At 63.0% G+C, this 12,816-nt stretch carries 12 protein-coding genes; 5 read left to right on the top strand and 7 right to left on the bottom strand.

What is annotated here, in order from left to right:
• The 3 genes from ACESMT_RS07780 to ACESMT_RS07790 all read right to left on the bottom strand — a co-directional run.
• Positions 1-444 (bottom strand): ankyrin repeat domain-containing protein (locus ACESMT_RS07780; RefSeq protein ID WP_372825996.1); only part of this gene is annotated, 444 nt, incomplete at its 3' end.
• A complete protein-coding gene (locus ACESMT_RS07785) occupies positions 441-866 on the bottom strand; it encodes a nucleoside deaminase (protein WP_372825997.1) in 426 nt (141 codons plus the stop codon). The genes ACESMT_RS07785 and ACESMT_RS07780, both read right to left, overlap by 4 nt.
• A 137-nt stretch (positions 867-1,003) precedes the next feature.
• The gene (locus tag ACESMT_RS07790; RefSeq protein WP_372825998.1) at positions 1,004-1,981 is read right to left on the bottom strand and encodes a tripartite tricarboxylate transporter substrate binding protein; all 978 of its coding nucleotides are present in this window, start codon (positions 1,979-1,981) and stop codon (positions 1,004-1,006) included.
• 137 nt (positions 1,982-2,118) lie between these two features.
• Here ACESMT_RS07790 and ACESMT_RS07795 point away from each other — a divergent pair, with 137 nt between their 5' ends.
• Positions 2,119-3,801, top strand: a complete 1,683-nt coding sequence (locus tag ACESMT_RS07795) for an MBL fold metallo-hydrolase (protein WP_372825999.1) — start codon at positions 2,119-2,121, stop codon at positions 3,799-3,801.
• A gap of 6 nt (positions 3,802-3,807) precedes the next feature.
• Here ACESMT_RS07795 and ACESMT_RS07800 read toward each other — a convergent pair whose 3' ends face one another.
• The 3 genes from ACESMT_RS07800 to ACESMT_RS07810 all read right to left on the bottom strand — a co-directional run bounded on the left by ACESMT_RS07800 (position 3,808) and on the right by ACESMT_RS07810 (position 8,467).
• A complete protein-coding gene (locus tag ACESMT_RS07800) occupies positions 3,808-6,351 on the bottom strand; it encodes an ATP-binding cassette domain-containing protein (RefSeq protein WP_372826000.1) in 2,544 nt (847 codons plus the stop codon).
• Positions 6,348-7,226 carry a branched-chain amino acid ABC transporter permease gene (locus ACESMT_RS07805; protein WP_372826001.1) on the bottom strand — a complete coding sequence of 293 codons (879 nt, stop codon included), beginning with the start codon at positions 7,224-7,226 and terminating at the stop codon, positions 6,348-6,350. The genes ACESMT_RS07800 and ACESMT_RS07805 overlap by 4 nt, the downstream gene beginning before the upstream one ends.
• A gap of 65 nt (positions 7,227-7,291) precedes the next feature.
• Positions 7,292-8,467, bottom strand: coding sequence for an ABC transporter substrate-binding protein (locus ACESMT_RS07810; protein ID WP_372826002.1), 1,176 nt, complete (start codon positions 8,465-8,467; stop codon positions 7,292-7,294).
• A gap of 283 nt (positions 8,468-8,750) precedes the next feature.
• Between ACESMT_RS07810 and ACESMT_RS07815 the strand changes: the two genes are divergently transcribed.
• From ACESMT_RS07815 to ACESMT_RS07825, 3 genes are read left to right on the top strand one after another with little or no spacing between them, the layout of a single operon-like run.
• Positions 8,751-9,671, top strand: a complete 921-nt coding sequence (locus ACESMT_RS07815; protein ID WP_372826003.1) for a polysaccharide deacetylase family protein — start codon at positions 8,751-8,753, stop codon at positions 9,669-9,671.
• Positions 9,668-10,399, top strand: a complete 732-nt coding sequence (locus ACESMT_RS07820) for a GntR family transcriptional regulator (protein WP_372826004.1) — start codon at positions 9,668-9,670, stop codon at positions 10,397-10,399. Before ACESMT_RS07815 ends, ACESMT_RS07820 begins: the two co-directional genes overlap by 4 nt.
• 15 nt (positions 10,400-10,414) lie before the next feature.
• The gene (locus ACESMT_RS07825; protein ID WP_372826005.1) at positions 10,415-11,059 is read left to right on the top strand and encodes a flavin reductase family protein; all 645 of its coding nucleotides are present in this window, start codon (positions 10,415-10,417) and stop codon (positions 11,057-11,059) included.
• A gap of 34 nt (positions 11,060-11,093) precedes the next feature.
• On the opposite strand, the gene nhaR is transcribed toward ACESMT_RS07825, so the two are convergent.
• The gene (gene nhaR / locus ACESMT_RS07830; protein ID WP_372826034.1) at positions 11,094-11,987 is read right to left on the bottom strand and encodes a transcriptional activator NhaR; all 894 of its coding nucleotides are present in this window, start codon (positions 11,985-11,987) and stop codon (positions 11,094-11,096) included.
• Between the two features lie 333 nt (positions 11,988-12,320).
• On the opposite strand from nhaR, the gene ACESMT_RS07835 reads away from it, so the two are divergent.
• On the top strand, positions 12,321-12,809 hold the full coding sequence (locus ACESMT_RS07835) for a tripartite tricarboxylate transporter TctB family protein (RefSeq protein WP_372826006.1): 489 nt from the start codon (positions 12,321-12,323) through the stop codon (positions 12,807-12,809).
• The last annotated feature ends 7 nt before the right edge of the window (positions 12,810-12,816 follow it).

Genomic DNA, 12,816 nt, shown 5'->3' on the forward strand with positions numbered 1-12,816 from the left:
GACATGGTCGACGTCGATCGACGTCTTCAGCAACTCGCGCACCGTCTCTACATGGCCATAGTGCGCTGCCGGAATCAATGCCGTGCCACCATAACGGTTGGTGCTCTTCAGGTTGGCACCGGCGGCCAGCGTCAGCCGCAAAATCTCCAACCGGCCCCGCGCTCCGGCGTAGAGGAACGGCGAGTCCTGCTGATCGTCCTGCGCATTCACGTCTGCGCCACGCCCGATCAGCAGCTGCGCCGCCTCGACCCGGTTGGCATGGGTGGCAACCAGCAGAGCCGTGCGCTGGCGCGTGCCGCGCGCATCGACCGGCGTTCCGGCATCGAGCAGCCGCCGCAGCGCGGCCACGTCACCGGCTTCGGCTGCAGCCTGCAGCGCGTCTGCCGAAGCGCGCGCCACCACCGGCCAGGCCGCCGCAGCGGCAAGCAAGCCGCGACGCCTCATCGTGGTGCGCCGCCGTCGGTGAGCGCATCGCCGTACACCATGCGCGAGATGCCGGCCCAGCCGGCTGCGGCTTCGCACATGCGGCAAGGCCGCGAGGTGGAGACGAGCACGCAGCCCGAAAGATCGCGAGTGCGCAATTTCCGCGCGGCGTCGCGAATGGCCTCCATCTCGGCGTGCGCGGTCGGGTCCAGCGAGGTGACGACTCGGCTTGGTGCCGCACCAACGACGACGTCACCGCGAAGCACCACCGCGCCATAGGGTTGGTCGCCAGCACGCGAGGCTTCGTCGCGCAGGGCCGCAGCTTGGCGCATCGCCTGCTGCAGCGGGCTTGCAGGCCAGGCTGGCGCGGCCACCAGCCACGGCAGCGCCACCAGCAGGCAACTGCGACGGCGGATGCCCGTTGGGCCTTGAAGCAGAAGCATGCGGTTATTCTGCCGCTAGAGCACCTCGTTGTCCAGCCACTGGCTGGCACAAAAACACAGGGGCTCTGACGTGTTCCGTCACCTCATCCCTGCATAAAAAAGGGCTCGCAGACCGCTTTTCTATTGGCGTCAACCGTTCAGTCCGCCTTGATGCCGTTGTCCTTCACCACCTTGGCCCAGGTGTCGATCTGCTTGTCGATGAACACGCGGGCCGAGTCGGATGAACCGCCGACAATTTCAATGCCCTGGGCGCTGAGTTTTTTGGCAATCTCGGGGTTTTTCAGCGCTATGTTGACTTCCTCGCTCATGCGCTTGATGACATCGGGTGGCGTTTTGGCTGGTGCCAGGATGGCCCACCAGGCTGGCGCGTCGAAGCCAGCAAAGCCGCTTTCGGCCAGCGTTGGCACATTCGGCAACTCGGGCGCGCGTTTACTGGTTGTCACGGCCAATGGGCGCAAGCGGCCGCTGTCGATGTGCGGTTTGGTCACGAACACCGAACCGATGGACAGTGGCACATGGCCAGCCACCGCGTCGGTCATGAGCGGGCCGCCGCCCTTGTAAGGAATGTGCTGCCAATCGATGTTGCCGCTTTTTGCCAGCAGCGCCATCGCCAGGTGGCCCAGGCTGCCTGAGCCGATGCTGCCGTAGCTCACGTTCTTTTTGGCCTTGGCGGCTGCCACCACGTCGGCGAAGGTTTTGTACTCCGATGCGGAAAATGTCGCCAGCACCATGGCCGAGGTACCGATCAGCGTCACCGGCGTCAGGTCCTTGCGGGTGTCAAAAGACATGCCCGGGATCAGGCTGGGGTTGACGCCGTGGGTATCGAACACAAAGGCAAAGGTGTAGCCGTCGCCTGGCGCGGCCGCCACCGCCGCCGTGCCGATGGAGCCGGACGCACCGCCCTTGTTTTCAACAATGATGTTTTGCCCGAGTTGCTGCGACAGCGGCACCGCAAGAATGCGGGCCACCTGATCGACCGAGCCGCCGGGCGGGAAGACGGCAACAAACTTGATCGGCTGTTTGGTGGGCCAGGCCTGGGCCATGGCGCTCATCGATGTGGCGCACAGCGCGGCAGCCGTGACGGCCAGGGCGGTTCTGGAGATCCAGTGTTTCATGGTGAAGCTGTCCTGCAAATAAAGTGACGCCCAGTATCGACAGCACGCCCAGGGAAAGCCATTACGGTTAATACTTAGCATGCTATCGATTTCTAGTCTCATTAACACCGTGCAGCTGTTTCGCGCAAAATCAGGCCATGGTCCGACCTTCCCAACTCCCCTACCCGCAGCGCGAACCCGCGCCCACCCGCCCTGCCGCCACCGTGCTGTTGCTGCGCGACAGCCCCGCAGGTATTGAAGTGTTGATGACGCGGCGCTCCATGACGGCCAGCTTTGCGCCTGGTGCCTACGTGTTTCCCGGTGGGGGTATCGACGCGGCGGACCTTGCTGCGCATTCCCAATCGACACGGCGACCCACCCAGAGCGATTTGCATCTCACACAGGCGATAGCTGCGATCCGAGAAAGTTTTGAAGAGCTGGGCGTGCTGCTGGCCCGCCATGCCGACGGCAGCTACGCCACCACGGCCGACATCGCAGCGTTGGACCGCCTGGCGACGCTTGCGGCGTCAGACAAGACTTCGCCCTTTGCAGAGCAATGCCGTGACAAAGGCCTGGTTCTCGCCGGTGACCAGGTGTTTGTGCTGGCGCACTGGGTCACCGACCGCGATCTACCGCGCCGCTTCGACGTACCCTTTCTCGTCGCGCGCATGCCTGAAGGCCAGGAGCCGGTTGCCGATGAAGCCGAACAGTTCGAACCCTGCTGGGTGCGGCCAGCAGACGCGCTGGCGCGGCACGCGGCCGGCGGTTTTTTCATCATCTTTCCGACCATACGCACGCTGCAGCGCCTGCAGCATTTCAAGACTGTTGAGGCTGTGCTGCAAACCTGCGCCGCATCAGAACAACCGCTGTGGACATCGTGCCCGCGCGCGGGCTTTCTGGAAGGCGCCGAGGCGCGTTACATGGAGCATGAAGCGCCATATGGCGAACTGGCGCTGACCAGCCCTGACGGCCAGATGGTGCACAGCCTGGACTGGCAAACCGCGCAACCCGTCACGCTGCTGAAAAACCTGATGCGCCTGACCGCGCCCAACCCCGGCGTGATGACCGGCCCCGGCACCAACAGCTACCTGGTAGGCGACCCGAACACCGGCTACATCGCCATCGACCCCGGCCCTGCGGACATGGACCACCTCGAGCGCCTGTGGCGCGCGGCGGGTGGCGACATCCGCATGATTGTGTGCACCCACTCACACGCTGACCACTCGCCCGGCGCCAAGCCGCTGCAGGCCCTGTGCAGCAGCCCGCCGCCCATCCTGGGCTTGCCGTCAGCGCCCACGGCGCGCGCCGCCAGCCAGTTCACCCCGGATCGTTCGCTATCAAATCAGGAGCTTCTTGCGCTTGTGGGACAAGGGCCAAAGGGCGAAATGACCCATACCCTGAAGGTCATCCACACCCCCGGACATGCCGCCAACCACCTGTGCCTGGTGCTGGTCGAAGACGGCATCCTGTTCAGCGGCGACCACATCCTCAACGGCAGCACCACCGTGGTGGACCCGCCCGATGGCAACATGAACGCCTATCTTGAGTCGCTCGACGCCCTCAGCGCCGCCTGCGATGAACACGGCATCGCCTTCATCGCGCCCGCCCACGGTTATGTGATCGGCGAGGCGAAAACCGCGATTGCCCAGCTCAAGGCCCATCGCCTCAAGCGCGAGGCCAAGATCATTGGCGTGATGCAGGCGCAGCCTGAAGGATCGCTGGACGACTGGGTCAAACTCGCCTACGACGACGTAGACCCGCGCATCTGGCCAGTAGCCAAACGTTCATTGCTAGCGCATGTGGAGCGAGTCAATGGACTCGGATTGATGAATCAGGACTAGCTGGATTCAAGCGGTCGCCCCACCCAAATAAGCCTGCGCCAGCGACCCATCGGCCAGCAACGACTGCGCCGTGCCTTCAGCCACCACCCGCCCTGACGCCAGCACATAAGCCCGATCCGCCAGCGACAAGGCCAGCGCCGCCATCTGGTCCACCAGCAGCACCGTCAGCCCTTCGTTGCGCAAGTTGTCCAGCGCAGCGAACAACTCTTCAATGACCTTGGGTGCCAGACCCAGCGACGGTTCGTCGAGCAGCAGCAACACCGGCTGACTCATCAGCCCGCGTGCGACGGCCAGCATCTGCTGCTCGCCGCCTGACAGGAGGCCGGCGCGCTGGTGCAGGCGTTCACGCAAGCGCGGAAAGCGCTGCAGCATTTCTTCCATGCGTGCATCCACGCCCTCGGGCTTGAGGAAAGCGCCGAGGCGGATGTTGTCACGCACGCTGAGCTCGGGAAACACCTGGCGGCCTTCGGGCACCAGCACCAGGCCGCGCGCCACCATCTGCTCGGCGCCCTGGCCGGTCAAGTCCATGCCTTCCAGATGCATGCCGCCGCTCAGCGGCTTGTGCAAGCCGGCCAGGGTGCGCATCAAGGTGGACTTGCCGGCGCCGTTGGCGCCCAGCAGGGCCACCAGTTCGCCGCGCCTGACCTGCAGGCTCACCTGCTTGAGCACCGGCTCGGCGCCATAGGCCGCTGTGAGTTGGCCCACGCCCAACAGCTCGGGCGCTGGTTGAGCGTGTGGTCTGGTGCGCTCGCGCGCCGGAACAGCACCTTCGGCAGTACTACCGAGGTAGGCCTGCTTGACCGCCGTGTTGTCGCGTATCTCGCCAGGGGTACCAACGGCGAGCAACTGGCCGTCGGCCATCACCACGATGCGGTCGGAGACAGTCATCACCAGCGACATGTCGTGTTCAACCACCACCACGCCGATGCCGCTGTCGGCAATGCTGCGCAGCAGGCGGCCCAGAGTCTCTTTGTCTTCGCTGGACAACCCCGCGGCCGGCTCGTCGAGCAGCAGCACCTGCGGGTCGGTGGCCAGCGCACGCGCAATCTCGACCAGACGGCGGTCCACATGCGGCAGGCCCGACGCAGCCATGCGCGGTGAACCGGTGTAGCCGCAGCGCGCCAGCAAGGCCCGACTCTGGCTGCGCAATGCGCCGGTGTTGAACCTGCCGGCACTCAGCGGGTTGCCCAGCCGCCCGCGGCACAAGGCCAGCGCCACGTTGTTTTCGACAGTCAGTGAGCCGAACAGCTGCGAGGTCTGGTAGGTGCGTGCCACGCCACTTCGCGACAGTTGCCAGGCAGCCGGGCCTTGCAGGGTCTGGCCCTGCAAGGCAAACGAGCCGGCCGACGGTTTGTAGAAACCGCTGAGCATGTTGAGCACCGTGGTTTTGCCCGCGCCGTTGGGGCCGATCAGGCTGGTCACGCCGCCGGCCAGGGTCTCAAAACTCAGTTCATGCACGGCACGCACGCCGCCGAAGACCCGGCCCAGCCCGGTCACGGTCAGCGCGCCGCGCGGCGCCACGACAGGTGCCGGCAGGGTTTGCGCCTCGGAAGCGCTCAGGGGCACGTCAGCCGGCAACGGCCTCACACGCCGCCACAGGCCACCCAGCAGCCCCGCCATGCCTTGCGGCGCTGCCCACAAGACCAGCAGCAGCAGGCCGCCGAAAAACAGCAGGCGGTACTCTTCCAGGCTGGCCAGCAACTCGGGCAACACACCGACAATCACCGCGCCGATGACGGGCCCGAGAATGGACCCCGCCCCGCCAACCATGACCACCAGCACAAACAGGATGGACTGCAACATGCTGAAGCCCTGAGGCGTGACAAAACCCGACAAGGGCGCAAACAGGCCGCCAGCCAGGCCGGCCAGCGCGGCCGAGACCGCAAAAGCCACCGCCTTGATCAGCAGCGGGTTGATGCCTACTGATTCGCAGGCGGTTTCGCTGTCCTTGACCGCCCGCATGGCCGCGCCCCAGGCACTGCGCGAGAGCCAGCTGTAAAGCGCCAGCACCACGCCGCAGGCGACGATGGAAAGCGCTGCCACACCGCGCACATCAAACTTGAGCGCACCCAGCACCGGCGCGGCCACACCCATGATGCCGTTTTGTCCGCCCGTCATGCTGCGCCACTCGACGATGCCGTGCTCAACGATGAAGCCAAAGGCAATCGTCACCATGGCCAGGTAAGGCCCTTTCACGCGCAAGGCGGGTAAGGCCAGAAGAAAACCCAGCAAGGCGCTAAGCAGCACACCCAGCGGCCAGGCCAGCCAGAAGTTCATGTCGAACTTGGTGGTCAGCACGGCCACCGCATAAGCGCCCAGCGCATAAAACCCTGCATGGCCAAAAGACACCTGACCGGTCAGGCCCAGCAACACATTCAGGCCGATGCCGACAATCGCCAGCAGGGCCACATTGGCCAGCACATAAACAAAATAGCCGTTGACGGTCCAGGCCAGGCCCAGCGCGACCAACATCAGCACGGCCAGGGCGGCGACCGCCGGTGCCGGGCCCAGCCCCCAGAGCAGCGATGGAGGGGTAGAAGGTCGGCTCATACCTTCTTGACCTCCAGCCGACCAAACATGCCGTTAGGGCGCAGCGCCAACACCACAATCACCAGCGAAAACATGATGATCTGCGTGTAGCTGGAGCCCAGCGTGGAGGTGATCAGCGCCTCGCCGACGCCAAACAGCAACCCGGCCAGCATCACGCCCCACGCGCTGGTGATGCCGCCCAGAATGGCGACTGCAAAGGCCTTGAGACCGAACAGCGTGCCCATGTCGGAGTGCACATTGAACAGCGGCGCAACCAGCGCACCCGCCACGCCGGCAAACACCGTGGACAACGCAAACGCGACCAGTACCACCACCTTGACCGGGATGCCCATCAGGCGCGCGGCATCACGGTTCTGCTCGACCGCGAGCAGGGCCACACCCCAGCGCGTGCGACGCGCCACCAGATGCAGCGCACCCGCCAGCGCGAGGCCAACCACCGGAATCAGCAACTGCAGCGGATAGACACCGAGGCCGACTTCACCGAGCTGTATCGGCGTCACAGCCAACGGCGACGGCAGGTTGCGCGGCTCCTTGCCGAAGGTGAACATGACCACGTTGTCGAGCACGATGCCAAGTGCCACGGTGGACATCAGCCAGGCGTTGGAGCCGCGGCTGACAAAGGGCCGCACAGCCACAAACTCGACCAGCATGCCGTACAACGCACACAGTGCCAGCGCGGCCGTCAGCGCCAACGGCCAGGGCCAGCCCAGGGTTTGCGAAAAGGTGTAGGTCAGGACAGCACCGAGCATCATGGAACTGCCCTGGGCAAAGTTCACCGTCGCCGAGACGGCATAGGTGATGTAAAAGCCCAGGGCCATGAGGCCGTACATGCTGCCCAGACCGAGGCCGCTGATCAGCGCCGAAGTCAAAAGCATGAAAGTCTCCTGTCAGGCCGCCACACAGCGGCGCCGCATGTGACTTGACCGATGGCAGGTTGTTGTCAGTTCGTGCCCACGGGCAGGATACGGTTGTCAATGAACTGCGCCCAGACGTAGTCGTTTTCAGTCACGGCGTCATGAACATCAGCAGAGAAAGGTTTCACGTAGGTCTTGATCAGGCCTTCGTAGCGGTCGATCTTGTAGAAGCCCTGGCGCACTTCGTCACCCTTGGTGCTGGCGGCCTTGCTGATCGCCAGCGCGGCGAGCTGCATGCCGTCGTAGGCGTTGGCCACGCCGACCGCTGGTGTCACATCGTCGGCACCCTTGATGTCGGGATACTTGGCCATCAGCGCTTTCATGACCTTCTCGCCGACCGGGGTCTGCTTGCCGAAGAAGCTGTAGGTCTGCACGAAATGCACGGTTTTAGCGCTCGGGCCGGCCAGTTCGGTGAAGCGGCCGCCGGCAGGGCCCCAGTGCGACACCACTGGCACTTTCCAGCTCATGCGGTCAAGCGACTTGACCACCTGGGCCGAGGGGCCAACGTTGCCGACCATGAACAACACGTCGGCGCCGGAGGCGCGCAGCTTGGAGAGCTGTGGCACCACGTCCACATCGTTGGCTTCGAATTTTTCGATACCGACGGCCTTCATGTTCTTGGCGGCCAGCGCGGCTGTCAGGCCCTTCTCATTGGACTCGCCCCAGGGGTTGTTGATCAGGATCATGCCGGGCTTGGCCGATTTGAAAGTTTTTTGCGCATACTGCAGCATCGCCTTGTTGACGATCTCGTCCACGGCTGAAACGCGAAACGCGAAATTGGGGTTGGCACCGTTCCTGGTAATCGGCGTGCCTGCGGCCCACGGACCCATGAAAGGTGTTTTTTCCTGGTTGGCAATCGGCACGATGGCCATGGAAACAGGTGTATCCAGCCCGCCGAACAGCACGGCCACCTGCTCCTTGAAGATCAGCTCGCGCGCGGCGACCACACCTTTGGCCGGGTTGCCCTCGTCGTCACGGCGCACCAGCTCCAGCTTTCTGCCGCCGAGCAGGCCGCCCTTGGCATTGATTTCGTCGATGGCGACAGCCAAACCTCGCGTGATCGCTTCGCCAGCCTTGGCCGACTGACCCGACAGGGCGGTGACCAGGCCGATCTTGATAGCTTCCTGGGCATGAACGGGCAGGCAGGCGATAGTCGCCACAGCCGCAGCGGCGGCAATTAAGGAACGGCGGAACAAAGTCATGGCAATCTCCTGAAATGGGTGGGCGGTTAAAACTCGACACATCCGGATGCAAACTCCATGCCACGCGGGTTCAGATCATTGACACAAGCCAAACATATTGAAAACAATCAACAATTGATATTGTTAACAATTTCATGGATATTTAGGCACCAAAATTGCTCAAACAAACACGATTCATGCACCTTCCCGTACCCCGTCCCTCCATGCACCAAAACCAAACACTCAGGCACAAAAATCGTGCCCCATGCGCCAGACCAGGACCTGGCCGTTCGGAGATCAGGCCATGAGCCACGATCACGGCGCAGCGGGCCGACCTGTGGCGGGTCATGGCCTGTTCAAGTACCAGGCCATCCAAGACCGACCCGACTACCACTGGCCGGGGGGTGTACGGCTGGCGGTCTACATCGGCTTTAATCTCGAACATTTCGCCTTCGGCGAAGGCATGGGCGCCAACCTGGGGCCGGCATCGCCACAGCCTGACGTGCTGAACTACGCCTGGCGGGAGTACGGCAACCGCGTCGGCGCCTGGCGCTGCCTGGCGCTGTTTGACGCCCTGAAGCTGCCCACTGGCGCACTGATCAACACCGCGCTTTACGACCACTGCCCAGATCTGATTGCGGCCTTGGTGGCGCGAGGCGACGAACTGATTGGTCACGGCCACACCAACGCGGAACGCCAGGCCGACAGGGACGAGGCGCAGGAGCGCGCTCTGCTGGCCGATTGCCGGGCGCGCATTGCCCGCGAGAGCGGCTGCGCGCCTGCGGGCTGGCTATCGCCCTGGATTTCCGAAAGCAGGGCCACGCCGCACCTGATGACCGAGGCAGGTTACCGCTACACGCTGAACTGGAGCCACGACGACCAGCCGGTACGCATGCAGACGCGCCACGGCAGCCTGTGGTCCATTCCCTACCCGCAGGAAATCAACGACATCCCGATGATCGTGGCGCGACAGATGGACGCGAAGGATTTCGCGCAGATGATCATCGACAACTTTGACGAGATGCTGGAGCAGTCGGTGCATCAGCCGCTGGTGATGGGCATCGCGCTGCACCCCTACATCATCGGCCAGCCTTACCGGCTGCGCCATCTGCGCCGTGCTTTGCAGCACATCGCCCGGCAGCGCGACGAAGGCCGCATCTGTGTCACCACGCCCGGCGCCATCTGTACACACATGGACCAGCTCTTCCCAGACGCCGTCGCATGAGCCGCACAAAAAAAGTAGCTACCTCCCCAGCCGGCACCACCTTGCCTCTGGTGTCCGGGCTGTCGGACAGCGAAAGCCGCATCTACCACTCGGTATTCGACAGTGTGATGAACCAGCGCATCGCACCTGGCACCAAGCTGCCTGAGCAGGCACTGTGCGAACTGTTCTCGGCCAACCGCCCCACGGTGCGCAAGGTGCTGCAGCGGCTGGCACACGACCACATCGTGGACCTGCGGCCCAACCGCGGCGCGGTGGTGGCCGCACCCACGCCCGAAGAAACCCGGCAGATTTTCGAGGCGCGCCGGCTGCTGGAGGCCACCATCGTGCCGCTGGTAGCGCAACGCATCAGCAAGGCCGAGATCGCCTCCCTGCACAAGCAGTTGCGGGACGAACATTCCGCCATCCACCGCGCCGACCAGCCGGCCTGGGCGCGGCTGGCCAGCGCCTTCCACCTGCGGCTGGCTGAACTCTCGGGCAACACCATCCTGCACGGCTACCTGCACGAACTGGTTTCGCGCTGCTCGCTGATCGTCGCCCTCTACGAGCCGCCGGGCAATGCGGCCTGCGAACACGACGAACACGCGCGCATCGTCGACTACCTTGAAAACGGCGAACCGGCCAAGGCGGTGCGCGTCATGAACGAACACCTGCTGGACCTGGAGCGCCGCATCTGCCTGGACAAACCGCAAGCCGAAAAAAGCCTGGCGCAGATGCTGGGCCTGGGCTGAACCGGAAACACCCTCATGAACATCGATTTTTCCGCCATCACCGAGTACCAGCGCTACAAGCTGATGGCCAGCCTGATCGTGCCGCGTCCGATAGCGCTGATCACCACCCTCAGTGAGGACGGCGTGGTCAACGCCGCGCCTTTCAGCATGTTCAACATGCTGGGCGAGGAGCCCCCCATCGTGATGGTCAGCATCAACCGCCTGCAGGATGGTCAGCTCAAACATACTGCGGCCAACATCGTGCGCACCGGGGAGTTTGTGGTTCACCTGACCGACGAAGCCATGGCCGCGCAAATGCACCGCTGCGGAGAGCGTTTTCCGGCCGACGTCAGCGAGCTGGCCGCGGTCGGACTCACTGCCGCACCGTCGAAGCGCGTCAAGCCCCCGCGTATTGCCGAAGCGCCAGCAGCCTTTGAATGCACCTTGTACGAAACGCTGGAGACCGCGAGCCGGCAGATTTTCATCGGGCAGGTGCACTGGCTGCATGCCCGCGAGGGCCTGATTGACACCGAGCTGTGGCGCGTTCGCCTGCAGGACTACTTCCCGGTGGCACGTTTCGGCGCGAGTTTTTACATCAACACGCGCGAGCGTTTCTCGCTGGAAGCTGCCGCCGGCGCGCAGGGCAGTCCGGCGTTATCCACCGCCATTGACGAAATCTGAAAGCGGCTTCCTCGTAGCGCAGTGTTGCACGCTGCTAATGCGTAAATTTCTGGCGTGCGGAATCGGCAATGGCCGCCACGCAGGGGTGTTTGACCCGCCGCTCCAGCGACACTGCAAAAAAATGTTCCATGATTTCTTCTGTGTGGCCAATCACGTCCACGCCGTATTGGGCTATCGTTTCGACCTCCAGCACACTTGCCGCCATGAACACGCCACGACCTTCACGACCAAAGGACTTCATCAACGGTAGGTCGTCGAATTCACCAATGATCTTCGGCTGTATCTGATGCCTGTCCAACCAGCTTTCGAGCGGTTTGCGTATGGATGCCGAGAGACCCATGACCAACATGGGCGCGTCATCCAGGCACTGAGGGAATTTGCCCTTGAGTGAGGGCTTCAGCGCCGGCGCACAGAAAAAACTCATGGAGGTACTTCCGAGCGCATGGTTGAAGGCTTTGATATGGACGCGGCTGGTGGTGGGCTCATCGGAGAGCACCATGTCAATCCGGTTCAGTCCCAGTTGTCCGAGCAATTCCGGAAATTTCCCTTCGCTGCATACCAGCCGGACCGGCTGTTGCAACGACAGCGCGGGCTCCAGCAGGCGATAAACCACTGCCTTTGCGAAGGAATCAGTCACTCCGACGCGAAACTCCAGCACGCTTTGTTTGTCCCTGGCCCGCCTTAGCGCGGTTTCCATTTCTGCGCTGATCGTAAAAATTTGCTCGGCATAACCCAGCGCCAGCCGTCCTTCGTCTGTCAGCTCCACTTGACGGCCGCTCTTGCGAAAGAGCTGAAGGCCCAGCGAATGCTCCAGAAGCTTGATTTGCCCTGACAGGGTTTGAGGCGTGGTGTGGAGTTGCTGGCCGGCGCGCACGATACCGCCAGCTTTCGCCGCGACCCAAAAATAATGCAAATGCTTGAAATTCAAAATTTGACCTTTGATTCGATGGACCGGGCACTTTCGGAAGGGGTCTGCGCAATAGTTCGCATTTTCCGAATTAAATCCCATCTAAATACGAATTTACACGATGTGATGAGTCGCCTACGCTCCTCCCGTCACAGACATGCGCAGCTGGGCCTGGGTCCTGGCTGCTCCTGTGCGACACCCGCTACCCGGCGGTCACCCGAGAAAAGTTGGCCGATCGCCGCGGTTACCGTGCGCCATTTCACCGCTCACAGTTCATGCTGTAGCCTCCTGTTGCCTCCTGCGGCATCGGTGAAGGTGGGCGCGGTTCATCATTTTCCACAGAGGAGAAAAACCTTGAAAATCAAAAGCCAGCCTGACTTTTTCTCAGGCCTCATGTTCATCGGCGCCGGCATCGCATTCGCGTGGGGTGCCACAAACTACACCGTGGGCGAGGCTGCACGCATGGGGCCGGGCTATTTTCCATTGATTCTCGGCATACTGATGGCGCTGGTGGGCGCCGTCATCACTTTAAACGCGCTGGGAAGCACGGCCTCCAGCGAAGAAGAAATCGGGAAGTGGGCGTGGAGACCGCTGTTCTACGTTATTGGCGCCAACGTTGTCTTCGGCCTGCTGCTGGCCGGAGTGCGTGATTGGGGAATCCCGGCTTTTGGAGTCATCGTTGGCATCTACGCCTTGACCTTTGTGGCCAGCATGGCCCAGGCCAACTGGAAATTCAAGCCGACGCTCATTCTGGCCACGGCGCTGGCCATCGGCAGTTATCTGGTCTTTGTCCTGGCACTCCAGCTTCAGTTTCCGGTCTGGCCTGAATTCATCACAGGCTGAGGATCCA

Origin of the sequence: Polaromonas sp., assembly GCF_041689105.1 — a bacterium.
Lineage (GTDB): Bacteria > Pseudomonadota > Gammaproteobacteria > Burkholderiales > Burkholderiaceae_C > Polaromonas.

Coding starts and splice junctions, on each gene's coding strand:
- ACESMT_RS07785 (WP_372825997.1), bottom strand. CDS start 866: ATGCTTCTGCTTCAAGGCCCAACGGGCATCCGCCGTCGCAGTTGCCTG.
- ACESMT_RS07790 (WP_372825998.1), bottom strand. CDS start 1,981: ATGAAACACTGGATCTCCAGAACCGCCCTGGCCGTCACGGCTGCCGCG.
- ACESMT_RS07795 (WP_372825999.1), top strand. CDS start 2,119: ATGGTCCGACCTTCCCAACTCCCCTACCCGCAGCGCGAACCCGCGCCC.
- ACESMT_RS07800 (WP_372826000.1), bottom strand. CDS start 6,351: ATGAGCCGACCTTCTACCCCTCCATCGCTGCTCTGGGGGCTGGGCCCG.
- ACESMT_RS07805 (WP_372826001.1), bottom strand. CDS start 7,226: ATGCTTTTGACTTCGGCGCTGATCAGCGGCCTCGGTCTGGGCAGCATG.
- ACESMT_RS07810 (WP_372826002.1), bottom strand. CDS start 8,467: ATGACTTTGTTCCGCCGTTCCTTAATTGCCGCCGCTGCGGCTGTGGCG.
- ACESMT_RS07815 (WP_372826003.1), top strand. CDS start 8,751: ATGAGCCACGATCACGGCGCAGCGGGCCGACCTGTGGCGGGTCATGGC.
- ACESMT_RS07820 (WP_372826004.1), top strand. CDS start 9,668: ATGAGCCGCACAAAAAAAGTAGCTACCTCCCCAGCCGGCACCACCTTG.
- ACESMT_RS07825 (WP_372826005.1), top strand. CDS start 10,415: ATGAACATCGATTTTTCCGCCATCACCGAGTACCAGCGCTACAAGCTG.